This is a genomic window from Streptomyces sp. XY431 (genome assembly GCF_001279805.1).
Classification (GTDB): Bacteria; Actinomycetota; Actinomycetes; order Streptomycetales; family Streptomycetaceae; genus Kitasatospora; species Kitasatospora purpeofusca.
The window spans coordinates 1-22613 of the sequence record NZ_LGDO01000514.1; the positions used below are offsets into that span (position 1 = coordinate 1).

General features: G+C 71.0%; 29 protein-coding genes. All 29 read right to left on the reverse strand.

What is annotated here, in order from left to right:
- Positions 1-454 (reverse strand): hypothetical protein (locus ADK60_RS38255; protein ID WP_199839857.1); only part of this gene is annotated, 454 nt, incomplete at its 3' end.
- The gene (locus ADK60_RS45430) at positions 438-608 is read right to left on the reverse strand and encodes a hypothetical protein (protein WP_159400750.1); all 171 of its coding nucleotides are present in this window, start codon (positions 606-608) and stop codon (positions 438-440) included. The genes ADK60_RS38255 and ADK60_RS45430, both read right to left, overlap by 17 nt.
- Entirely contained in the window at positions 605-901 is a 297-nt protein-coding gene (locus ADK60_RS38260) for a hypothetical protein (protein WP_053651448.1), read from the reverse strand. The genes ADK60_RS45430 and ADK60_RS38260 overlap by 4 nt, the downstream gene beginning before the upstream one ends.
- An 18-nt stretch (positions 902-919) precedes the next feature.
- Complete coding sequence (locus ADK60_RS45435; protein WP_159400751.1) at positions 920-1096, reverse strand: hypothetical protein; 177 nt, start codon at positions 1094-1096, stop codon at positions 920-922.
- Positions 1097-1154: 58 nt separating this feature from the next.
- Positions 1155-2210: a sigma factor gene (locus ADK60_RS38265; RefSeq protein ID WP_053651450.1), complete on the reverse strand. Its 1056-nt coding sequence runs from the start codon at positions 2208-2210 to the stop codon at positions 1155-1157.
- Between the two features lie 773 nt (positions 2211-2983).
- Entirely contained in the window at positions 2984-3430 is a 447-nt protein-coding gene (locus ADK60_RS38270) for an endonuclease domain-containing protein (RefSeq protein WP_053651452.1), read from the reverse strand.
- A complete protein-coding gene (locus ADK60_RS38275; RefSeq protein ID WP_053651454.1) occupies positions 3420-5279 on the reverse strand; it encodes a DNA polymerase in 1860 nt (619 codons plus the stop codon). Before ADK60_RS38275 ends, ADK60_RS38270 begins: the two co-directional genes overlap by 11 nt.
- Before the next feature lie 11 nt (positions 5280-5290).
- A complete protein-coding gene (locus ADK60_RS38280; protein WP_053651455.1) occupies positions 5291-6847 on the reverse strand; it encodes a DNA primase family protein in 1557 nt (518 codons plus the stop codon).
- Positions 6829-7734 (reverse strand): toprim domain-containing protein, encoded by a 906-nt coding sequence (locus tag ADK60_RS38285; RefSeq protein WP_053651457.1) that lies wholly within the window; start codon positions 7732-7734, stop codon positions 6829-6831. Before ADK60_RS38285 ends, ADK60_RS38280 begins: the two co-directional genes overlap by 19 nt.
- 20 nt (positions 7735-7754) lie before the next feature.
- Positions 7755-8114, reverse strand: coding sequence for a hypothetical protein (locus ADK60_RS38290; protein ID WP_159400752.1), 360 nt, complete (start codon positions 8112-8114; stop codon positions 7755-7757).
- A 44-nt stretch (positions 8115-8158) separates the two neighbouring features.
- On the reverse strand, positions 8159-8338 hold the full coding sequence (locus ADK60_RS38295; RefSeq protein WP_053651460.1) for a hypothetical protein: 180 nt from the start codon (positions 8336-8338) through the stop codon (positions 8159-8161).
- Entirely contained in the window at positions 8335-8514 is a 180-nt protein-coding gene (locus ADK60_RS38300; protein WP_053651462.1) for a hypothetical protein, read from the reverse strand. The genes ADK60_RS38295 and ADK60_RS38300 overlap by 4 nt, the downstream gene beginning before the upstream one ends.
- Complete coding sequence (locus ADK60_RS38305) at positions 8511-8816, reverse strand: hypothetical protein (RefSeq protein ID WP_053651464.1); 306 nt, start codon at positions 8814-8816, stop codon at positions 8511-8513. Before ADK60_RS38305 ends, ADK60_RS38300 begins: the two co-directional genes overlap by 4 nt.
- Before the next feature lie 85 nt (positions 8817-8901).
- The gene (locus tag ADK60_RS38310; protein ID WP_053651465.1) at positions 8902-9654 is read right to left on the reverse strand and encodes a recombination directionality factor; all 753 of its coding nucleotides are present in this window, start codon (positions 9652-9654) and stop codon (positions 8902-8904) included.
- An 81-nt stretch (positions 9655-9735) separates the two neighbouring features.
- Positions 9736-10533 carry a hypothetical protein gene (locus tag ADK60_RS38315; protein ID WP_053651468.1) on the reverse strand — a complete coding sequence of 266 codons (798 nt, stop codon included), beginning with the start codon at positions 10531-10533 and terminating at the stop codon, positions 9736-9738.
- A gap of 74 nt (positions 10534-10607) precedes the next feature.
- Positions 10608-10805: a hypothetical protein gene (locus ADK60_RS38320; protein ID WP_053651470.1), complete on the reverse strand. Its 198-nt coding sequence runs from the start codon at positions 10803-10805 to the stop codon at positions 10608-10610.
- Positions 10802-11353 carry a deoxynucleotide monophosphate kinase family protein gene (locus ADK60_RS38325; protein WP_053651472.1) on the reverse strand — a complete coding sequence of 184 codons (552 nt, stop codon included), beginning with the start codon at positions 11351-11353 and terminating at the stop codon, positions 10802-10804. Before ADK60_RS38325 ends, ADK60_RS38320 begins: the two co-directional genes overlap by 4 nt.
- Before the next feature lie 191 nt (positions 11354-11544).
- Positions 11545-12249: a hypothetical protein gene (locus ADK60_RS38330; protein ID WP_053651474.1), complete on the reverse strand. Its 705-nt coding sequence runs from the start codon at positions 12247-12249 to the stop codon at positions 11545-11547.
- A 125-nt stretch (positions 12250-12374) separates the two neighbouring features.
- Positions 12375-12686 carry a hypothetical protein gene (locus ADK60_RS38335; protein ID WP_053651476.1) on the reverse strand — a complete coding sequence of 104 codons (312 nt, stop codon included), beginning with the start codon at positions 12684-12686 and terminating at the stop codon, positions 12375-12377.
- A gap of 4 nt (positions 12687-12690) precedes the next feature.
- Positions 12691-12927, reverse strand: coding sequence for a hypothetical protein (locus ADK60_RS38340; RefSeq protein WP_053651478.1), 237 nt, complete (start codon positions 12925-12927; stop codon positions 12691-12693).
- Entirely contained in the window at positions 12927-14750 is a 1824-nt protein-coding gene (locus ADK60_RS38345) for a LysM peptidoglycan-binding domain-containing protein (protein ID WP_053651480.1), read from the reverse strand. Before ADK60_RS38345 ends, ADK60_RS38340 begins: the two co-directional genes overlap by 1 nt.
- 90 nt (positions 14751-14840) lie before the next feature.
- On the reverse strand, positions 14841-15362 hold the full coding sequence (locus tag ADK60_RS38350) for a hypothetical protein (protein ID WP_053651482.1): 522 nt from the start codon (positions 15360-15362) through the stop codon (positions 14841-14843).
- Positions 15359-16534 carry a hypothetical protein gene (locus tag ADK60_RS38355; protein ID WP_053651484.1) on the reverse strand — a complete coding sequence of 392 codons (1176 nt, stop codon included), beginning with the start codon at positions 16532-16534 and terminating at the stop codon, positions 15359-15361. Before ADK60_RS38355 ends, ADK60_RS38350 begins: the two co-directional genes overlap by 4 nt.
- Positions 16534-17679: a hypothetical protein gene (locus tag ADK60_RS38360; protein ID WP_053651486.1), complete on the reverse strand. Its 1146-nt coding sequence runs from the start codon at positions 17677-17679 to the stop codon at positions 16534-16536. Before ADK60_RS38360 ends, ADK60_RS38355 begins: the two co-directional genes overlap by 1 nt.
- A gap of 14 nt (positions 17680-17693) precedes the next feature.
- On the reverse strand, positions 17694-18629 hold the full coding sequence (locus ADK60_RS38365) for a phage distal tail protein (protein WP_053651488.1): 936 nt from the start codon (positions 18627-18629) through the stop codon (positions 17694-17696).
- Between the two features lie 277 nt (positions 18630-18906).
- The gene (locus ADK60_RS38370; protein WP_053651490.1) at positions 18907-21108 is read right to left on the reverse strand and encodes a hypothetical protein; all 2202 of its coding nucleotides are present in this window, start codon (positions 21106-21108) and stop codon (positions 18907-18909) included.
- A gap of 11 nt (positions 21109-21119) precedes the next feature.
- Positions 21120-21659, reverse strand: coding sequence for a hypothetical protein (locus ADK60_RS38375; protein WP_053651492.1), 540 nt, complete (start codon positions 21657-21659; stop codon positions 21120-21122).
- Entirely contained in the window at positions 21620-21799 is a 180-nt protein-coding gene (locus ADK60_RS45440; RefSeq protein ID WP_159400754.1) for a hypothetical protein, read from the reverse strand. Before ADK60_RS45440 ends, ADK60_RS38375 begins: the two co-directional genes overlap by 40 nt.
- Before the next feature lie 197 nt (positions 21800-21996).
- Positions 21997-22596: a phage tail tube protein gene (locus ADK60_RS38385; protein WP_053651496.1), complete on the reverse strand. Its 600-nt coding sequence runs from the start codon at positions 22594-22596 to the stop codon at positions 21997-21999.
- Between the last annotated feature and the right edge of the window lie 17 nt (positions 22597-22613).

Below are 22613 nucleotides of genomic sequence, written 5' to 3' on the forward strand. Positions count from 1 at the left end.
GGGGGAGGGGGGGGGGGGGGGGCGGGGTCTCGGTGACGATCGGCTGCGGGGCGGTGAGCTGGTCGGCCAGGACCGGCTGCGGGAGAGCGGAGGGCGAGGTGGAGCCGCCGGCCGCCAGGTAGGGCTGTCCGGCCTGGCGGGACTGCTCGGCCTGTCGGGCGGCCTCCATCTCACCGAGGCGTCGGGCGGCCTCGGCCTCCTCCTGGCGTACGCGCTCGATCTCCAGCGCGGTGTTGCGGGACTGGTTGGCGGCCTGGACGAGGGTGTTGCCCAGGGATTCGGCGACCTCGGGGTTCAGGTAGATGGAGGCGGCGGTCTCGCCGCAGTGGACGAGCAGGCCGATGTCGCCCTCGCCGTCCACGTGGGTGCGGGCGTAGTCGCGGGGGCCGTCGTACTTGCAGGGGAAGTGCCGTTCGTCCAGGTGGACGGTCTGCTGCTCAGTCGCGGTGGTCATCGGTGTTCTCTCCGGTGGTGGGGGTCAGGTAGTTGGCGATGCGCAGGACGGCGCTGACGCGGGCGTCGAGCGGCTGGTCCTGGTAGCCGCGCTGGTTGGTGGCCATCTGGGTGACGGTCTGTTGGGCGAGGGCCAGGGCCTCGGTGCGGGTCACCGCTTCTCCCAGACTCCGAAGCGGGACGCCGGCGCGGTGCGGTCGAAGAGCCCGCTGGCCGTCTGCTCGGGGGCGGAGACGCGTTCGACCTTCGCGGCGCGGTCCAGTTCTCCGGCCTGGCGGGCGAGGTAGGCGGCCAGTTCGCGGCACTGGTCGGCGCTGAGTCTGGCGGGGCGGGCGGTCTCCGCACCCACGGACAGGGCGAGGACGCCGTGCATGCGCTCGTTGCGCACGCCGACGACGGAGCCGAGTCGGACGGTCAGGGTGGCCTTGTGCTCGGTGGTCTCGATCACGGGGTTCTCTCTCCTCGGTCAGGTGAACAGGTTCATGAAGGCGTGGACTTCGCGGGCGGTGTGCCCGCCGTCGTAGCGGACGCTCTCGCCGTTGTGGGTGATCTCCAGGCCGTAGCCGTCGCTGTGGCCGGGGTCGGCGAAGACGCGCAGCACCGCGCCGCCGGACAGCTCGTAGGTTCCGACCGGGGACTTCATCTCGCGTTCCTTCCGTAGGGGCTCGGAAGGGTTGAGTCGGGGCGGTTAACAGCGGCGGTCACGCGGCGGCCCTCATCTTCTTCAGGGCGCGCGACCACGTGGCCTTCACGGTGCCGGGGGTCTTGCCCAGGGCCTCGGCTATCGCGGTGGCGTCGAGCTTCCCGGCGGAGGTGAGCATCGGGGGCTCGCCGTCGAAGCCGAAGGCGGCGCGCGCGATGGCGGCCTCGCCCGGGGACATCGCGGCCAGCAGCTCGCCGGCCTTCACCTCGGCGGCGGCAGTGAAGCGGGCGCTGGTGTCGGCGTCGGCTTCGTGGTCCACGATCGCGCCGCTGGCGTGCTTGCCCCGCTTGGTGCCGGTGACCTTCACGCCCTTGCAGCGAACGGCGTCGCGCGAGACCTCCAGGGGGTTGAGGGCCAGGGAGGGCTGGAGGGTGGTGCACCAGCCCGCAGTGGTGGCGGCGACGACGACTGGCAGCCCGTCCTTGACCGCCAGGCGAAGGCGGGCGGCACGCGGGGTGGTGCCGAGCGGGGTGTACTCGACCAGACGGTCCGGGTCCTGCGCGGTGGAGGCGTCGAGTGCGCTGTCCGGCACGGCGGTGATCGGCACGGGGCGCTCGAAGGCTGCGGCGACGGTGGCGGCCCGGTCGGGCGAGAAGCGGGCGCTGGTCTCGGGGTGGTTGACGAGTTCGGCCTTCGCGGCTTCGAAGTCCCCGCCGGAGCGGGCCAGGGCGCCCATGAACGTGCCTGCGCTGTCGCGGGCCACGCCGGGGGCGATCTCGCGGGTGGCCGCCGAGCGGCCGTCGAGCTTGGCCCGCTGGAAGGCGTAGCTCGTGAACTTGGCGGTGTTGTCGCCTTCGGTATCCCAGGTGTGGATCGCGCGCCAGAAGGAGAGGCGCATCTCCTGGGCGATGTCCTGGGCGGCCTGGTGGCTGTCGCCCTCCATGTGTGCCGCGCGCTTGCGCGCCACCGAGCGGGCGATGCCGTCCAGCTCGGTCAGGATCTCCTCGGTGGCGACCCGGCCCCGGTCGAGCTTGCCCATGCCGGTCAGGGCGGTGAGGGGCTTGGGGGTCTGGGCGAGGGAGATCAGGGCGGGCGTGATGCAGGACGAAGGCATGGTGGTTCCTTGGCATGTACAGAACAGAGAGATGGGCGTGCGGTATCGCCGCGCGGCGGACCGCAAAAGGGCATGGCGAAATGCCCGGCCGGCGCTCAGGCCGCGTCAGGGCATGAAGAAGCCCCGGCGGGCGCACGGCCGCGTCGGGGCATGAAGAAGCCCCTGCCGGTTCGGGTCAGCCGAAGGGCAAGGGCGGGCAGCGGCCTGACGTCAGGTCAGGCCGCGGTGACTCCTGGGCTTCTTCGGCAGGGTGCCGTCGAATCCGAGAGGGTGAGACGTCGTGAGATCAGGGCCATGCAGCGGGCAAGGCGCACGAGGAGGGCGCGCAGACTCCGGGTCCTGCGCGACGGAGGGCGGATGGCACATCTGGCATGCAGGTCCACTAAGGACCGCAGCATTTGCCGGATGTGGTCACGTCCGGCCTGCTCCGGGGCCAGCGCCTCAAGGCTGAGGCGGCTGCCATCGGTGATGCCCATGGCCTGGCGAACAGCCAGCGCCACGGCCGGGGTGATGGTCCGGGCGACCTCCCGTCGGATTCGTCCGATGCGGCGGAGAAGGCGGCGAGAACCGCCGGAACGGGACCACCCTCCCTGCCGCATCGTGACTCCTAGTTACTGGCCGCGCATCCTCCGGCGCGGCGTGGCGGAGTGGATCATAAGCATGTGTCCGAAGTGTGCTCAAACGGTAGAAAACAAATGAATAGAGACTTTCGTCCTGATCATGCCTGTTACCTGCGTATTCATAGGTAAAGACCACTTAATGTGATGTCTGTCTCATTTGCCGTGGTTGCGGAGGTATGCCGCTCCTTGTGCGACTCGGTCGGATGAGTCGCCGAAGTGCCCGAGCGCGGCGTTCTCTCCCCTGCACAGAAGCCTTCTGACGGACCGTCCGTGAGGTTTGTCGTGGTCGTGGTCGACCACCAGGCGATCCCCTGCGGCGGCCTTCTGACCACAGATCGCGCACCGCCACCGCTGGCTGCGACCCATGCGTTCGTAGTCGCTCAGTGTGATGCCGTAGACCCTGCGGAGCCGGGCGTCGCGCCGCTTGCGGATGACCTGCGGGTCGCGGCTGGCCCGGTTGTTGGCGGCCTTCACGCACGGCCGGCAGACGTTCGCCCGCCCGTTGGGGGCGCGCTTGCGCTTCCCGAACTGCGGCAGGGGCTTCTCGTCGTCGCAGACCTCGCAGAACTGCGTGAACTCGCTTTCCGGTTCACGCCGCATAGGCCCACTCCTTCGGCAGCTTGTAGCCGTCGGCCCAGCTCGGCCCGTAGACCTCCGCGTCGGTGTCCAGCGGGACGCCCAGCAGGTCCATCCGCATGGCCTCGGCGCAGGCGCGGGCGACGTCCGCGGCCTCCTTCTTCGGGGCGGTGCCCACGACCTCGTCGTGCACCCACATGGTCAGGTAGGGGGTCAGGCCCTGCTCGTCCATCTTGATCAGCGCCTGTCCCATCGTGTCGCGGGCGGTGGACTGGCAGGCGTAGGCGACGGACTTGTAGAGCTTGTCCCGGTCCAGGTGGAGCCTGCGGCCGGTGACCGTGGTCATCGTGCACCGCTCCGCCAGCGCGACCCGTTGCATCTTCCGCGCCCAGCGCTTGATGCCGGGGAACGCCTTGCCGTAGCGCTGGAGGGTGTCGCGCATGACGTCGACCGGCTGACCGGTCTGCTTGGCCAGCGTCACCGCGCCGCCCTGGTAGGCGGTGCCGAGCCCGGCAATTTTGGCCAGGGTCCGCTGGGCCTTGGTGTACTCCTCGCCGAACATCAGCGTGGCGGCGTACCCGTGCAGGTCGTGCCCGGCGGCGATGGCCCGGGTCATCCGGGTCTCGCCCGACAGGGCGGCCAGCACCCGAAGCTCGACCGCCTGCTGGTCCACGCTGAAGTAGACGTGGCCCCGCTCGGCGACCACCGCGCGCCGGATCTCCCACCCGTGGGAGGGAAGCTGTGCCATCGCCGGGTCGGAGTGCGAGGCCCGGCCGGTCTGGGCGCCCAGTGGGTTGATCTTCGGGTGGATGCGGTCGAAGGCATCGCGGCCCGCCAGCATCGCCTGGGCATAGCTGGTCGACCACTTCCCGGCCCTCTTCGCCCGCAGTACGGCGTCCGCGAGCACGTTGGGCTCGCGCATCCCCAGGCGCTTCCAGTCCTGATCGAGATCGGCCAGCGGCAGAAGCACCTCCTTGGCCACCGACAGCGCGCCGCTGTCGGTCTTCTCCGTCAACCGCTCGCCCATCCCGGCCAGCGCGCCGGCCACCTGGTCCGGGCTGTTCACCGAGTCGACGCCGAAGCGCGCCGCCACAGCGGAGAACTTCTCCTTCTGCGCGCCGAGCCGACCGACCAGGCCCTCGGTGTACTCCGGGTCGATCAGCATCCCGCGCCGCTGGAGCTTCGCGCACACCAGCGCAAGCCGGTGTTCGTAGGGCAGCAGCGCCGAGCGCAGGCCCTCGGCCTTGTAGCGGGCCAGCAGCTTGGGCAGCAGCCGGGCGACGAGCAAGGCGTCGAGACCGGCGTACAGCTCGAAGACGGGGTGCGACAGGCTGATGCCCGCCCACCCGGTCGCCTTCGTGAACCCCAGCCCGTTGAACACCTGCGTCAGGTCGCCCTGCGTGTCGGGCGCGGCCGGGTCGACGTACCAGGCCGACAGCGGCTTGAGGGACAGGCCGACGCCGCCCTCGTAGTCGTGGCGGCTGTCGAGCAGGTGCGCGGCCACCCGGGAGTCCTGCGCCCGGGGGTAGAGGTCTTCGAGCCGGATGCCCAGCTCGCTGTCGACCTTCAGGGCGTCGAAGGCGAGGTTGTGCGCAACCAATCTCGGCAGCTTCGCCAGCGCCTCGCGTGCCGCCTCGCGGAACGGCCGGCCGAGTTCGACGGGGATCACCCACGCGGTGTGGGTGTCGCCGAACTGCGCCAGCCGTATTCGGTCCGTCCACGCCAGGCCGGTGGTCTCGGTGTCGAAACCGATCAGCGTGCCCGCGTTGGCGTGCGCGGTCCACCATGTGCGGAACTCCCGCAGGTCGTCACCGTTCTCGGCGACCTTGATCTCGACCGGCTCTCCCGCCAGTCGGTACGGGTGTACCCGCATGCGCTCGCTTCCTAGTAGTCGTTGGTGGTGTCGAACACTCCCGGCCCTGCCGGAACCTGCTGGCCCGCGAACCGCACGCCCAGCAGCACGCGGCCCTTTGTCATGCGGTGCTGGCGGATGCCTCGCTCGTCCAGCGCGCTGATGAAGCCCCGGCGGGTCCACGCCTTCTCGCCCTGCGCCTCCGACCAGTCCCGGTACGCGTTGTAGGCGTCCTGGGCGGGCACGTGGCTCTTGTCGCTGTCGACCTTCACCAGGACGTCCGTCAGGAACTCCGCCAAGGCGTCGGAGTTCTCCTTGAAGTTGCTGGTGGCGGCCTTGATGCAGTCGGGCTCCTTCAGGCCCTCGGCGTACCATTCGACGGCTCCCTGGACGGCCCACGCGGCGATCCCCTCGGCCTCCTCGCGCAGCTCGGCGAAGATGCCGTGGTCCCGCTCCTCCGGCTTGAAGTAGCGGTCGAATTTAATGAGCTTGACCCGCCTCCAAAGGCCGGTGTCCTGCGAGCGGAAATTCGGGGAATGGTTGGACGCCAGCCACAAAAGGAAAGTCGGCTGATAAGTGAAGAAATTCTCCCGCATGAAACGCGCGGTCAGCCGGTCGCTGCCGGTTGCGCGCTTCAGCACGCTCTCGCTCATCGCCTTCCCGGCCTCACCCTCCGAGGCCATCACCATCCGGGCCCCGCGCAGCGCGGCCAGGTCGGCGGGGATCGAGCTGCCCCGGTCCTCGAACGTCTCGAAGCGGGTCGTCTCGGACAGCGCGTCGAACACGTAGCTGAGGGAGTCCAAAAACACGCTCTTGCCGTTCGCGCCGACCCCGACCAACACCGCGAACGCCTGCTCGGCGGTCGACCCGGTGATGCCGTAGCCGCACAGGCGGCGCATGTAGTCGGGCATCAGCGGCTCGTTCGGGAACACCTCCTTCAGGAACCTCCGCCACCGCTTGGCCTTCTTCAGCCGGTCGTACTTCCACGGCAGCGACTTCGTCAGCATGTCCGCCGGGTCGTGCGGCTGAAGGCGGCCCGTGCGCAAATCCACGGTCCCGTTGGCGAACGAGATCAGGTGCGGCCGGTTGTCGAAGTCGTCCACGTCGCAGTGCACGCCGCGCACCGACGCCAGCTCGCGGATCAGGTCGTCAATCCTGCGGGCCATCGTGAAGCCCTTCGCGGCCTTCGCCAGCGGCAGCGCCTGCACCTGCTTCTCGTACTCGGCGTCCAGCGCCTCCCCGGCGAGCTTCAGTTCCAGGGCGGCGCGGATGATCTCCTTCTCGCGGGCCAGCGTCTCCACCATCGCCGCCCCGAGGTCGTGCGCGGCCTGGCGCACCAGCACCTCGGACCGCGTCCAGCAGGTGCCCGTCCACACGTGGAAGCCGACGCCCTCGGCGTACTTGATGCCGCCCTTCATGAACTGGACCAAGGCGTGGGCGTTGACGATGTCGCTCGCCCCGTACCGGGACGCCGCCTCGCGGTAGGCGGCCACCGCCTGCTCCGGGGGCAGCGTCAGTGACGGCCGCTCCGGCACGAAGGGGGTGGTCAGTCGGTCTATGTTGCACACCGTCACCGGGTGGATCTCCAAATTGCGTAGTCCTTGAAACCGGCGGGAAGGGTCAACCGCCTTGCGGGCACGCCCCGTTCGTGGAGGGCGGCCAGAATCGTGCGGGCGAACGCGTCGCCGGAGCGGTCGTTGTCCCCGCACACCCGCACGTCGCGCCCCGCCAGGCCGGCGGCCAGCGCGTCCACCGTGGCCGGGTCGTTGTTGAGGATCGCGGCCCCGCGCACGCCGACCGCGTTGTAGCCGTCGGCGACGACTGCCAGCGGGTCCGACAGACCCTCGGTCACCACCCACGGCGCGGCGGGGTCCGGGCCGGGGAACACCCCGTACCGCTGCCACTCGAACCCCTCCGGGTTGGCGAGCGAGATCCACCGTCCGGGGCAGCGCCCCGAGAGGTCCCGGCCCTGGGCGCCCCTGGCCACTCCCGCGAAGTCGTGCATCGGCACGACGAGGCGGGGATACCGGACGAACGAGCCGGGAACCCACTCGGGGCACGGTTGCGGGCCGGGCCACCAGCGCAGGCCCAGCCGGTCCTGCTCGGCCGCGTCCAGGCCGAAACGTTTCTGCGCGTAGGCCAAGGCCGGGGCGGCGTCGACCTCACCGGCCGGCAGGCTGTCCAGCCACACCCGCAGGCCCGCCGTCAGGAACGGCGAGACTGGTTCGGGCCGGGCCTCAGCCACGGCGACCAGGCCCTCGGCGTCCACGTTGAACAGGTGCCGGGGCAGCAGGTCCAGGGCGGCGACGATGTCCTCGAAGCGGCACCCGGCGCGGCAGGCCATGCCCACCATGCCGGACGTCTTCAAGTTGATCCACAGCGACGGCTTCCCGTCGTCGTGGGCCGGGCAGCGCGCCACCCACTCGCCCGCCTGGTAGTCCCGCCACTCCTCCAGGCGGTCCAGGATCTCCTGCATGCGCACTGCCCTCTCCTCATCTAGTAACCGGCCTCCCGCAGAGCGCGGACGATCGCGGCGTGGGTGCGGATGGACGTGACGGCGTACCCGTCCTCGACCTGGGCGCGGGGGCGCTTCACGTACGCGACGCCGAACGGCAGCCCCGCGTTCTTCGCCTCGACCTCGGCTTGGCGGACGTACGAGGCAAGGTCGTACGACTTCTCGGCCTTGCACTCCCCGGCGAACGGGCGCACCCCGAGATCGCCGATGTCGGCCGCGCCCTCCTGGACGTTGCGGCGGACGTTGTCCGGGTCCAGGGGGTTCTTCCAGCGGACGGCGCGGTCGCCGTCCTTCCAGCCCGTCCGGTACTGGCCGAGCTGTTCGTTCAGGTAGTCGGCCACCGCGGACTCCCACGCGGTGCCCTTCGCTTTCGAGCGGTTGGTCACTAGGCGGTCACCACCGTCATGGCCGCGCCTCGGAAGACGGCGACCGCCGCGGCCTCCCAGTAGCGGGCGAAGTCGCTTCGCTGCCGGGCGTCGTGGAGGAAGAGCAGGGTGTCCCCGGGACCGGCGAGCCGCAGGTCGCCGAGCGGCGGGGCGATGCCCGCCCCGATGCGGTACGTCACGTCTCGCCCTCCCCCTGGCGCGGTTCGCGGAAGTCGACGGTGTGGGCGGCGTCCGAGGCCCGAAGCAGCCGCCGGGGTGCCGCCCCCTCGGCGGCCAGCGCCCGCGCACGGGCGTGCAGGAAGGTCCGGCGCTCCTCGGGCGGGACCTTCCACAGCGGGGTGGAGTGGTCGGTCACCGGGTCGGACCCTCCTCCGGCAGATGCGCCCAGGAGGTCCGCCGCGCGATGTGACGGCACGCCCGCTCGGAGATGTCGAACGCGCCCGCGAGGGCCGAGAGGCTGGCGCCCAGGTCGGCGGCGCGCCGGATCGCCAGGACCTTGCGTTCGGTGAGCTTGGCCTGCGAGTTGCGGGTGCCCGCCGACGGCGGACGCGGCGACTCACGGAAGGCGCTGCGCATGATCTCCTGGGCGCGGTCGGTCGCGGGCAGGACGTTGACGAGGCGGGCCGGGATCGGCTCCGCCGTGGTGGGGGTGTGCACGGGGTTCTCTCTCCAGGGAAACGGGAGCGGGACCGGCCTCCGAAGAAGCCGGTCCCGCTGGTGGTGGTGCTGGGTGGAGCGCCGGTTAGAACGGCGGCTCCTCCTCGACGGCCGAAGCCGGGGTGTCGGTGATGGCCTGCTCGTACGCCTTGATGACCTTGGCGGTGAGCTTCTGGTAGTCGACCTCTCGGCCGGCCTTGCTCGTGTAGTTCACGCGCTCGTTGATCAGGTTCACCAGCGCGGGGCCGTCGACCTTGGCCAGCGAGTTCTTCAGCGCGGGCAGCTCACTGATCAGCGACCAGCCGCTGGACTTGTAGCGGAAGACGCCCAGGTGCGGGTCGTGGGCCAGGGTGAAGGCGATGCGGATGTCCGGCTTGGGGCCCCGCTCGTCCTTCGCCCGCGCCTTCAGCTCCGCGATGGTGCGCGGGCAGCGGCACGGCACACCCACGTCCTCCGGCGGGGACAGGAAGGCCCGGGTGTCGCAGTGGTGCGCCAACTTGCCGTTGACCCAGTGCTTCATGTCGAACTGGATCGCGTCGGGTCCGTCGATGACGACCTCGACCCGGTCGGTGTCGGTGTCCACCGCGATGGCGTCCTCGGCCTCGGTGTCCAGCTCGTGAGGAGTGCCGCCCAGCAGTTCCGCCACGGCGTCGGCGACGGCCGGCACCGCGCTGGTGACGCGCCACTTGTGCAGGGCACGGGGGAAGCCGCCGTTCGGGTCGGGCTCGTAGGCCCGGAAGGTCCCGGCGATGTCCGGGCGGGCGTTGGCCTCGGCGCGCTCCGCGCGCTCCGCCAGCTCGGGGTCGGAGTTGAAGATGTTGTCGAGTGCGTCGCTCAAGTGCAGTCCGTTCTTTCGGGTCGGTGGCCGCCGGTCGGTCGGCCCCGGGGGTGTTGAGTCGTGGCGGTTAACAGGCCCTGGTCAGGAGGCGCGGCGGGCGGTGCCGGTCGCGCGGCCGGACTCGTGCTTCCAGGCGACGCGGCCGATGATCCCGGCATCCGAGGCCCGGTCGTCGGCGAAGCGCTGGCGCAGGGTGAGGAATCGGTCGAACACCGGGCGGTCGATCGTCACCGGGCGGAACTCGGCGCGGGTCGGGGTGACGTGCAGCACCGCCCCGGCGTCGACCTTCGGGAACGGCACGATCTTGCGGTCCACGGTGATCAGGTGGTCCGCGTGGGCGTAGGCCGCGAGCTGGTAGGCGACCGACAGGTACACGCTCTTGCTGGTCTTCAGGTCGCCCAGGACCGTCTTCCCGTTGATCTTCACCATGAAGTCGAAGCTTCCGGCGTAGTTGTGGCTGGACGACCAGGCGACGTCTTCCGCGTTCAGCAGCTCGGGCTGGTAGCGGTCGAGCCACGATTCGATCGCCGGGACGTACGGCTCCACGTCGTGGTGCGGGTAGGGCACTTCCTCGCCACGAAGCCGCAGTTCGAAGAAGTCGTGGACCAGGCTGCCCACGTCGGCGCGCAGCTTGGTGTAGCGCTTCGCGGAGTACTTGAGGAAGTCCACGGCCGCCTGGCGGTCGCGGGCGGCGATGCGCTGGACAACCTCCAGGTCGGTCACCGCGGCCTCGGCCGCCATGCCTGCCGACCAGTCCTGAAGGAAGGGCTTCGCTTCCATCGACAGGATCGACGTCACCGAGGGGGCGAGGTCGCCCGACTCCGGGTGGACGTAGTACCGGCTGCCCTTCTGGTGGATCGTGCGGACGCCTTCGGACATGGGCTCTCTTCTCTGTGGCGGGGTACGGGAAAGGCCCGGCCCCGCGCGGGGTCGGGCCGAAGGGCTCGCTGGCGTCAGGCAGCGGCGAGCAGGGAGGGCAGGGTGTCCGAGTAGCCGGGCACCTCCGCCTCGACGCGGACGTTCGCGGCCTGCTCGTCGGCCTCCCGCTCGTCCGGCGTCAGCAGGTCCGGCACGGGCGAGTAGACGAAGACGACGTTCTCGATCGCGGTAGCGGTGCGGTCGATCGCGTCGAAGCGCTCGCGCAGGGTCACAGGGCCTCCAGGGCTTCGCGGATTCGGGTGTGGAAGTCGGGCAGGGTGCCGGTGTTGGGGACCACCAGGTCGGCGTGCTCGGGTCCGAGCTGTTCGCTCAGGTGGTCGCCGTCGGCTCCGCCCCGGTCGATGAACCAGACGGCGAAGCCCGCGTTGTGCAGTTCGGCCACCTCGTTCACGAAGCGCACGTCCGTCACGACGACCGGGCCGCGCTTGACAGCGGCGGCCCGCAGGCAGCGGGTGATCCAGAAGTCCGGGTCGACGTGCTGCCGGACGCCCTCCGTGCCGAGCCGCTGAAGGAAGCGCCGGGCTTCCGGGAACCTGTCCTTCACGGCCTCCCAGCCGTAGCGGTCCACCGCGTCGGCCAGGCGGACGGGGGCCGGGGCGTTGACGCCCAGCAGCTCGGTGCCCACCACCGGGTCGACGTCGTACGCCATGGCCTTCAGCGGATCTGCCAGCGCGAGCCGGGCGAACCCGTACTCGGCCAGGACCCCGGCCGCCGTGTCCTTCCCGGACCGGGCCCGGCCGATCAAGGCAATGTTCTTCATGTCTAGACCTCCTCGCCACTGTTAAGCGGCCACGGTTAACACCGGCACCTGGGGCGGCGCGCCGGCCAACCCGGTGCACCTCTCCACAACCGTTGAGGCGCCACGGTTAACAAGCACGCCAGCGGCAGGCCCGGAACGCGAAAAAGCCCCGCCCTCCCCGAGGTGGGGAGGGCGGGGCCTGGGGCCGGAGGTCAGCTCAGGGACTTCTCCAGCGCGAGCAGCGCGGCGCGGGTCTCCGCGAGTTCCTGGCGGAGCAGTTCCGCAGTCTCGGTGTCCGTGCCGTCGAAAAGACCCGGAGTCAGGCCGGTGGCGAGGCGGTGGACAGCGTGGACCGCCTCCGCGCCGTCGGCCGGCGCGATAGGTAGATCATCGTCGGCCAGAAGGGCACCGAGCTTCTGGAGCGAGATCCGGCGGTTATACCGAGCGATCCGGATCTCGCGCTGAGCCTTCGGAATGATCTTGTAGTGCTCGAAGATTTCATCCGAGGAGGAGAAGCCCGGGAAGAGGCGTTCAAGCTCCTCGGGACGGTCATCGAGTTGGCGGATGAAGTCGACACGCACCGGGGAGAGAGCTTCGCGGATTGCCTGAGCCAGGCTCTCCCGCTCTCTCGCGACCTTCTTCCGTTCGTCCATGGGGGCGAGCCGTGGAGGGGCGAACCCGATGGCGTCCAGGAGGTCAGACATCCACCCTCGCGCCTGCCCCCCGCTACGGCGCAGGTCGGGCAAGCCCTTCGGAGTTTTGAACAGCAGCGTCGCCTGGAGTACCACCGCCGCGACCGGGCCGCAGTCGCGCGACTCCTTCGCTGCGGCGGCCAGCGGCAGCGCCTTGTCCATCAGCTCCTGGGCGCCAGGGACCGACTGCCAGTCAGACGCGGCGGCCTTCTTGCGTGGGGGCATGGATTCCTCTCAGGTCGGCCAGAGACCGTTGGACAACCAACGGGGCCAGCCATCCATTCCACCACGCCCTTCCCCGGAACGAAGAAAGGGCCCCGACCCGTCCGAAGACGAGCCGGGGCCCAGGTTCACCGCTTGCTCTTCATACCGTCCTCGCCGACCCCAACGGGGACCGGGTGCGGGCACGCGCAGCACTCGGCGAGGGCTTCAGCGCGGGCGGCCTCGGTGCGAGCCGCGTCGGTCGCGTGGGTGACCACGTGCTTACCCGCGGAGTGGCCGGCGGCCATCGTGGCGACGGTCAACAGCAGACCGACGAGGGCTTCGTTCGTCTCGATGCCGGCGAGGTTCGGCACGACGGTGCCGAGCACGGTCAGCAGCGCGACGACGGCCGCGCGGGTCTTCACCGGGTTGTCGGTGATCCATGTCTTCAGGTCTTCCATGTGCTCAGCCCTTCAGGCGTATGACGACGTCGGCCAGGGCGGTGCCGCCCGCGAGGCCGGAGGCCACGACGCCGTAGCGCCAGACCTCCAACGCGCGGACTCGCTCCTCGTGGTCGCGGAGCGTTTGGTCCACGGCGTCGCTGCTCTGGGCCAGGGAGCGGACGTCCTCCCGGACGCCCACGAGCTGGTCATAGATTTCCCTCGGGCCGATGACCACGCCCAGGGGCTCGTTCTCGGGCATCAGTAGCCCCCTTCGTTCCAGGCGATCGACTCGAACGAGCCGTAGGTCGCGTTCGCGTAGCGGACTCCGGCGATGATTGAGTCCACGGGGTTGAGGATGTCGCGGTGGTCGGGGAGCGAGTAGGCGTCGAAAGTCGGCCGGATGGTCTGGAGCAGCCCGTACGTCCCGCCGTAGAGCGCTTCGTTCGAGTCCCAGTGGTTTTCGGCGAGCGGGTTGCCACCGGACTCGACCATCGCTCGGTGCTCGATCGCAGCGGCGGACGGGACGAGGTCGCCGTTCGCCCGGAGGATGTCCCGGGCCTGTTCGATCCACCCGGCGAGGTCGTTCGAGTAGCCGGTGCTCAGGGTGGCCGGCACCTCCTCGACCGGCGGGGCCGGGACGGATTCGGCCGGTTCGGACGCGGCGGGCTCCGGAGCCGGGGCGGGGGCCGCCTTGGGCGGGGCCGGGCGCGGGACGGGGGCGGAGCCGTCCGGGATCACGATGTCCTGGCCGGGGAAGATCAGGTCGGGGTTCGCCACGGTGGTGGTGTTGGCGGCGACCAGGGCCTCCAGGGTGACGCGGCGGCTCGCTGCGATGTCCCACAGGGTGTCGCCGGGCACGACGGTGTGGACGGGCGCGGCGGGGGCTCCGGCAGCGGCGGTCGGCAGGCTGATGACCTGCCCGACCTCGATCCGGTCCGGGTCGGCGAGCTGCGGGTTGGCGTTGACCACGGCGTCCAGGCCGACGCCGTATCGGGCGGCGATGGCCGAGAGGGTGTCGCCCGCCACGACGGTGTGGCTGGCCGCACCTGGGGCCGGGGTCGGCAGCGGGTCCGGGTTGGGGGCGGGCTGCTCGGTCTCGGACTCGGCCGGAGCCGTATCCGGGGCGGGCACCTCGGTGGCCGGGGCCGCCGTCGGGGACGCGGTGGCGGCGGGGACGGTGATCTGCTGGCCCTCGGTGATCCGGTCCGCATCCTTGATCTGCGGGTTGAGGGAGAGCAGCCCGGCAACCGTGGTGCCCAGCGCCACCGCGATCCCGCCGAGCGTCATGCCCCGGCGGATGGTGATCGTGCGGGTGGCCGGCGGCTGCGGCGCGGGGGCGTCGCCGAACTCGGTGAGGAGTCGGGCGAGCTGCTTCGGTCCGGGGATGCCGTCGGCGCTGTCGGTGTCGCCGAGCTTGAGCTGCCAGGCCCGGAAGGACTCGGTGTCCGCGCTGCCCCAGACGGGGCCGGGGCCCTCGGTGTAGCGGGAGCAGCCCGCGCGCACCAGGGCGCGGCCCATGACGGTGACGTGCTCGCCGCGCGCACCGGGGCCGTACGGCTTGCCGTTGATGGTGACGGCCTGGCCGGTCGGCGGGGTGGTGGTGCCGCCGGAGGTGTAGGCGGGGCGGCCGACGCCGAGCACGGTGGAGCGGGGGCGGGTCTTGCGCACGACGCAGCCACCGGAGCCCTGGCCCGCGCCGGAGGTGCGGGCGGTGTTGCCTTCGACGGTCTTGACCGGCTGGCCGGGGGCGGAGTCCTCCAGCACGATGCCCACGTGGTCGGCGCTCGGGCCGCCGTCCCAGGTGAAGAAGATGACGTCGCCGCGTCGGAACTGCTCGTCGCGGCCGTGCCACTGGCCCTTGTTGCGGAAGAACTGGACGTGCGAAGGGCAGTAGGCGAAGCGGCCGACGGCTGCGGCCTCGCCGCCCTTGTCGGCGCACCAGGAGACGAACATGTCGCAGAAGGGTTCGTGGTTGAAGCCCGGGGCGTACCACTTCCCGAAGGGGGTGTCGTAGTACTTGCCGTTCGGGGAGAGGCCGCCCCGGTAGTTCTGGTCGGCCCACTTCAGGGCCTCGGTGATCACTGCTTCGCGGGAGATAGGTGCGGGTCCTTTCAACAGGGAAGCCCCGCCCGGGAGTTCGGGCGGGGCTGCTGCGCGGGTTGCAGCTGTGGGTCAGGCGTAGCCGGGCGGGAGCTGGACGAGGGTCCAGGTGCCGGCCTCGGTCGCGCCGGGGGCTTGGTTGACCGGGAGGGCCATGGCCACGCCGGGGTCGACGGTGCCGCCGCCCTCCACGTCGGTGCGGGTCTGGAGCAGGAGGCGCTGCCACTCGCCGGGCTGGCCGCCTCCGGTGGGCAGCACCCAGTCCAGGCGCACCCATCCGTTGTTGAGCGCGTCGCCGGTGTACTTCCACTCGGCGGTGACCGCGCGGGCCTTGTCGACGTCGAAGAGCCGGAGCCAGACGTTCGCGCCGGTGCGGCTGGCGACCCGGCAGTCCAGGCGTAGGACGGGGTGGGCGATGCCTGCGGTGGGGATGGTGGCGGCGGCGCGCCAGGTGGTGGCGACGTCCAGCCCGGGCCGGTAGGGCGTCATCGGCAAGACCGCGCCGAGCGCGCTGGCGGTGCGTTCCATCGCGGACAGGCGGGTGCCGATGGTCTGGAACTCGTCGGCGAGGGTGGGGCGGCCGTAGACGGTCATGCGGCCATCACCAGCTCTCCCTTCACCCAGTCGTCCACGCGCTCGAAGACCGAGACGGGGACGAGCGCGAGGGTGGTCTCCTCGCCGCTGCTGGTGACCTTGGTGGCGATCTCCTGGACGACGTATTCGGCGTCGATCCCGGGCCAGCGCGCGGTGCGGGCGCGCACGCGGATCTTGTGGCCAACGCGCAGCTCGGCGGCGGAGTACTCGCCGCCCGGGTGCAAGGTGACCTCGGGGACGACGATCGGGAAGGCTCCGACGGCGGTCATGCGCTCGGCCTGCGCGGTCAGGGTGTCGACGCGCACCACCGAGTTGTTGGTCTCGACGGCGGCCAGGCGCGGGATGCGGCGGCCTTCCTCGGTCTCCAACTGGCCGTTGTACCACCAGGACTTCAACTGCGACCAGCCCTCGCCAGCGCCGTTGACGCCGGTCTCGGTGCACATCTTGTCGCCGTCGGAGGTGACGGAGGTGACGGTGCAGTTGGTGCCGTGCTCCAGGACGATGCCGGTGTCCACCCCGCCGGCCGGGTGCAACCAGCGCATCCGGTTGCGGATCACGCGGGCGTCCACGTCCCAGTCGTGGTCTATCCGGAAGTCGAATCCCTTGATCACCGCGCCGAGCTGTTCGACGGCCTCACCGACCGACTTCCACTCGTACCAGGGGTAGGTGCGCTCACGCTTCATCGTGTCCAGGTCCGGGCCGAAGGTCAGCGCGCCGGGCCCGTTGCTGCCCCAGTAGCCGGGCTGCCCCGGGGTGACCGGGGACGGATCGTCGGCGAAGGTCTGGATCAGCTCGCGGGCGATGGTGGTCTGCTCACGCGGCGTGGTGCCGGTGGAGTACCCGAGGTTGATCATGTTGCGCCGGTAGTACTCCCACAGGCCCACGCAGTCGAGCGTCATCTCCTCGGCCGCCAGGTCGACCGACCAGGTCAGCAGCGGGCCGCCCCACAAAACGCGGCTGCCGCGCTGGACGTGGGCGATGATCCGCCACGGGGAGACGAGCGACCAGTCGAGTCCGGCCAGCGGTTCGGCGGCCAGCGGCACGGTGAAGCTCGCGGCACCGGGGGCGTTGAGGATGGAGCGGTAGTTGAGTCCGGAGACGGGCAGCTCGGCCAGCAGCCGGCCGCCCTTGAACTCGGACAGGATCACGCGGTAGCCGTTGTCCTCGCTCATCAGGCCGCCACAGTGATGACGGCTTCGGCGTAGCTGGTCCACGCGGCGACGAACTTCACGTTGTTGTTCGCGGTGTTGTCCGGGGACACACTGCCGGAGACGTTGAGCGGGGTGCCGGCCGGGACGCGGACGGTGGCCTGGCCGCGTGCGTCGCGGCTGTCACCGGCCCGGGTGTACTGGGGGCGTCCGGCGCGGCGGCGCTCGCCGTGCCCCATCACGATCGGGGTGATCCACCCTTCGCCGAACTCACCCCGGTAACTCACCTCGAAGGAGACGGTCACCAGCCGGGGGTAGGGGGCAGCCGGGGCGGTGAACTGGTGCCAGCCCTCGTTTCCCCATGCGCCGTCCCCGGCCTGGTAGGACGCTTCGACCCGGACCGCTCCGGGGACGACCGGCGCGGTGGTGCCGGGCCCGGTGACCTTGTACAGGGCGGTGCTGACCGAGTCGTAGACCAGGCTGCCGGCCGGTGCCCCGGTCGCGGCCTGGGCGATGCCCTGGGCGCCTGCGGTGCGGAGCTGGCGAAGCGGGGTGGTGTCGAGCTGCCCGGCGACGACGAACCGCTGGTCCTCGATGCCGGTAATGCCGGTCTGGGCGATGCTCACCAGCGCCAGGCGGATGCAGTTGGACGGGACGGGCCAGTCGCGCGCGCCAGGGGTGGACTCGGCGAGTACGGCGATCGACCACCCCTTCGCGCCCTCCTTCGTGACCTGCGTACCGGAGGCGGCGGCGTAGGGGGTGCCGTCGGCGGCGTAGGTGACGGGCTGCATGTACTGGTCCGCGGTGGTGCGGATGTCCATCAGCAGCGGCCCGGCCGGTGCCGAGTCGGGGTCGGCGAAGGCGACGACCAGGTCTGTGCGGGCGGCCTCGCCGGGCTTGGGGGTGGAGCACTGGAGCTGGATCGACGCGTCCAGGTTGGCGAAGTGCACGGCCCCCTTGTGGGAGACGGCCACGTCGTCGGGCAGCCAGACCGAGCCCGCCCCGACGCTCACGCGCGGGGTGGGGTTGTCGACCTTCTCGACCAGCAGGGCGGTGGGCCCGGCGACGCCGACGTGGGCGCCCCGGGTTCCGCCGATCATCGTGCGCAGGTCCAGCGCGTCGTAGCGGCCCTGCTGCACGAACAGCGGGGCGCGGAGTTCAACTGCCAAGAGAGATGGGGTCCTTACATCCAGGCGGAGCGCCACGAGACGTCCGCCGTGACCCCGTCGGGGCCTTCCAATACGTCGAGTTGCACGGTGCTTCCGCCGGGCGGGACGGAGAACCAGGTGGAGCTGGGGTCGACCTGCCCGAAGCGCGAAGCGCCGTTGAGGGTGATGCGGCGGCGGGCCATGTCGATGACCAGCGCGTCACCGCGCCCGACCCGCAGTCCCCGGCAGGCGAAGCGGCGGCGCTCGCCGTTGTGGACGAGGGTCAGCGACGGGTCGCGGATCTCGCCGGTGGCCGGGGTGAGGCGGATCGTCGGCCAGGTGTCGACCGAGCCCCGGTTGTCGATGTCCGGCGCGGAGCGCGCGGCGGGGCCGCTACCCATGTCGAAGGGGAACGTCAGCGGGAAGATGGGCCTGCCGCCCCGGGGGACGGCCACCGCCACCTTCGCCCGTGCCTCGTCGGCCGAGTACAGGCGGGGGTCGGTGGCCAGCAGCTCGACCGTGACGCGACGGCGTCCCGCGTGGAACTCCTTGTCCACGGTGACGGCCCGCTTGCGGACCCGGGCCATGATCCGTCCGCGCCCGCCGGCCACCCCGGGGAACGCGAACTCGAACGGCTTCTCCGGCCCGCCCGGGGCGGTCGCGGCCAGCAGCTCGGGCAGCTCGTGGTCGTCCAGGGCCAGCATCGTCAGGGTGACGGTGCGCGCGCCCATGTAGTCGGTGCCCGGGGTGAGGCCGTCGCGCTGAAGCAGCTCGGCGTCCGAGGTGCGCACGTCGGGTGCGTCCAGCAGCCCGGCCACCTCCTCCAGGACGACGGAGGAGTCCTCACCGAGCAGCAGCCCGCCCCACGACGCGGTCCAGGGCTGGCCGGTGTAGGGGTTGAGGGCGCTGGGCTGGCGGCCGGTGTCCGGCAGGGCCGGGGGCGGCAGGTCCGGCAGCGTGCGGAACGCCACCGGCTCCGACCAGAGGTCCAGGCCGGGGCCGGTGCTGTGGTAGCGGACCCGGTACTCGGTGTCCGGCTCCAGCGGCGGGTCGTCCGCCAGCGGGCCCCGGTCGCCGACCAGCGCGGTGCCCGGCCACTCGGGGTCCTCGCCGTCGTAATGCGCCTTGCCCGTACGGATGTTGGTGGTCTCGATGTCCGTCCACGCGCCCGGCGTCTTCGTGAAGAAGACGCGGGCGGTGTGGGCGGTGACATCCGAGATGAACGGTGGGGAGAGAGCCCCGATAGTGCTACCTCCCGGAGGTCTTCAGCTCCCACGCGATGGCCTTGCCGATCTCGTGGGGGTCCGCGTTGGTGCGGGCGTTGACGGTGATGGCGGGGCCGTAGCGCTCCCGGCCGGCGTCCTTGGACGCGGTGTCGGGGTGGCGCAGACCGGCGGCGGCGCGCTGGCCGTAGCCGTAGGAGTCCAGCGAGCGCAGCCCGGAGGCGACCGGCCGAAGGGCCTGCTCCAGCGGGCTCGCGTACGCGGCCACCGGCACGGCGGCGAGCGCCATCGGCGCGGCCATCAGGGAGCGCGGAGCAGCCGCAGGGGCGGCGGACTTGAACGGGTTGAGGCTGCTGACGATCCCCGAAGCGATGCTGCCGACGTTGATCGACTTCATGCCGTTGATCAGCCCTTGGATCGCCGACTTGCCCTTGTCGTAGAGCAGCGAGCCCAGGTCGCCGATCGCGCCCAGGATCTTTCCGGGCAGCCCGGCGACCAGCGAGACGACGTTGCCGATCCCAGTCGTCACCGCGCTGGCCGTACTCGACCAGGCCGAACTCACCGTGCTGACACAGGAGTTCCACGCCGACGACGTCCAGGAGGTGACGTTCCGCCAGCCTGCGGCCACGGCCGAGCCCGCCGACGAGACCGACGACGACACGGTGGACGTCACGGACGCCCAGGACGACGAGGTCCACGACGTCACGGAACCCCAGGTGGACGACGTCCAAGAGGAAACGTTTCTCCACCCGGCCGAGACGGCGTTGCCCGCCGACGACGCGGCGTCCGAGACCCACGAACGCACGGACGACCAGGTCTCCGACGTCCACGACTTCACGTTCGACCAGGCTGCGGACGTGGCGGATGTCAGCCCGTCCCAGGCTGCCTGGACGGCGTGCCAGGCCCACACGGCACCGGACGCCAGCGCGTCCCAGCCGGCCATCGTGACGCCGAAGGCCAGCACCAGGGCGCGCAGCCCGAGGTCGACGGTGCGCATCAGCATTGCCGTGGCCTGCGCGTTGTCCTTGAAGACGTCGAAAAACTGGCGCAGGGTGTCCGCGAACCATGAGATCGACGCGGCGATCTCGGGTGAGAACTGCACCGCCAGGGAGGCCATCCCCTGGAGCACGGCGTCCAGGACGCCGACCAGCGGGCTCAAGATCAGCTTGAGCCGGTCGCCCCCGTTGGACAGGGTCAGGAAGAAGTCGCCGAAGGCGGCTCCGATGCCGACCAGCGCCACCGGCAGCTCGTCGGTGAACGCCTTCATCCCCGGCGACGACATCGCCGCCGTCAACTTCGGGAAGAGGACGTCCGTGAAGTCGGTGATCGACTTCACCATGGGGCGTACGAACTGCGCCCCGGCGTCGAAGAACGCCTTGATCACCGGCTCGGCCTGGCGGAACCAGGCCGTGACGTCCTTGACCGCGCCGCCAAACTCGTTGCGGATGGCGGCAGTTGCAGGCTTCAGCGCCTCGGACGCTGCCTGCATCGCCTCCTCGGCCTTCTTGCCGAGGGCCTTCATGTCGCCCGCTGCCGCGATGGCCGCAAGGCCGATCGGCAGCACCGGCAGCGCCGCCAGCGCGATGACGGCGACCAGCCCGGAGGCGACCACCGTCACCCAGGAGGAGATGGCGGTGACCGCCACCAACAGGGGCAGCGCGGCGGCGGCGGACTGGGCGAACCCGGCGGCCATCCCGAGCGCGCCCTGTGCTGCCGAGCTGATGCCCGACCCGATGCCCTGGAGGGCGGAGGCCGTCTGCTCGATCGAGAGGGTGAAGAGCCGGCCGAAGTTGCGGCCGATGTCCGCGACCCCCGACCCCAGGGTGGCAAGGCCCGACTTGACCCGCTCGAAGCCACCCCGGGCGAGGTGGACGTTGATCCCCAGCCGCCAACGGCGGCCGGTGAACGCCCGGATCTGGACCTCGGCCGGGCCGGTGTCGGCATCGACGTCGGCCTGGACGCGGACTCGTCGCTCTCGCGTGAGCGCGGCGATCCGGGCAGCGGCCTCCGCCGTGTCGGCGAAGACGTTGACCCGGGTGGTGCGGTCCTGAGTCAGCTCCCGCAGCCGGGCGGAGACCCCGGTGGTGTCAAGGTCCAGTTTGACCTTGAGCTTGGTGTACTTCTCCAGCATCTCCAGGTACTGCTTCAGGCGCTGGCGGAAGCCGTCGGTGTCGGGCAGGACGCGGACGTGCACGCGCCCGGCCTCCTTGCCGCCGGGACCGGCCATCGGCTCACCTCCTACGTGAGTCGGACCGGTGCCGGCCGCTCAGGCGCGGCGGAGCGCGCGAGCACGGCCGCCGGTAGGCGGAACGTTTCTGCAAGGGGGGAAGAAGGCTCGGCGACGGCCGGGCCTCCGCCTTCGCCGACCTCGCGCTGGAGGGCCTGGGCGAAGGGGTTGGTGGCGGCCTGCCGACGGGCCCGCTTCGCGTACGGGCGGGGGTAGGGCTTCGGCCGCTCGACCGAGCGCGGGTTCTTGGCGCCCTTGGCGACCTGGACGTGGGTGAGCGCCTGGACGGCGTCCACCAGGTCCGCCAGGACGTACGTCGCCGCGTCCCAGCCCAGGGCCTCACGGCCACCGCGGAGTGCGGCCAGCGTCGCCGAGTCGTCGGGAAACGTCCCGATCAGGGCGAGGACGAGACGGGCGGAGTGCCGACCCCGGAACCAGTCCAGGACGTCCACGCCGCAGTAGCGGCGCAGGTCTGCGGTGATCTCCGCACCGTGCTTGTCCAGCAGCCTGATCAGGCAGACGCTTCCCCCGGCGCGGCCTGCTCCATCCACGCCTCGACCACGGTCATGGTCTGCTCCAGCGGCAGCGCGTCCACGCTCGCGCGCATGGCCTTCTTGTCGGAGGCGACCGCGACCAGCAGGCCCGTCATCGCCTCGATGCGGCGCTCGTTGCTGACCTTCTTCGACTGCACCAGGTCCAGCAGGGACAGCGCGGTCTTCAGGTCGCCGCCGGGCAGGGCCTCGATCCGGCGCAGCCGGACCTTCTTGCCGTCCTTGGCGATGAACTTCAGGCCCTTGCCGGTGTGCTTGCGCTCGGCCTCGGCGGCGAGGTCGGCGAAGTCCAGGGTGGTGCTCAGGGTGGATCTCTCCTAGCGGGGTGCGGGGTGGGTCAGGCAGCGGGGTGCAGGCCGGCGGCCAGGTCGAACACGGGGGTGACCGAGCCGAGCGGCGTGCTCTGGTTGAGGGCGACGACGGTGGCCTTGACGGGCATCTCGCCGAGCGCGGCAGGGTCCATGGTCACGCTGTCCGCGCCGATGATGCTGGTCTTCGGGTAGTGCCACACGACGGCCTTGGTGCCGTCCACGGCCGCGACCATCAGCGCGCGGTTCTGCGCGGTGGGGCTGGTCGGGATGGAGAACATCCCCTTCGAGTCGAGCCCCTTGTCGGTGCCGTAGTACAGCCGGTAGGACTCGGCGGTGAAGTCGGACAGGTTGATCGTCACCGCGTACGTCTTGCTCGGGTCGGTCGTGCGCAGGCTCTTGTTCTGCCACGACCCCAGCACCTCGGGCTCGTCGCCGTCGACGCTCATCTCGATCCCGTTGTCCAGGCTCGTGTTCCCGATGGACTTCCAGGTCAGACCCTCCGGGCCCCACTTGGTCGAGTCCTTCGGGTCGAACCCGGCCTTGCTCAGGTCCGGCAGCGCGGTGCCCGGCGGGGCGACGTAGATGTATCCGGTGCCCGGTACCAGGACCGAGGGGTCGTCAGCCAAGCTGAGTCCGTTCCGGC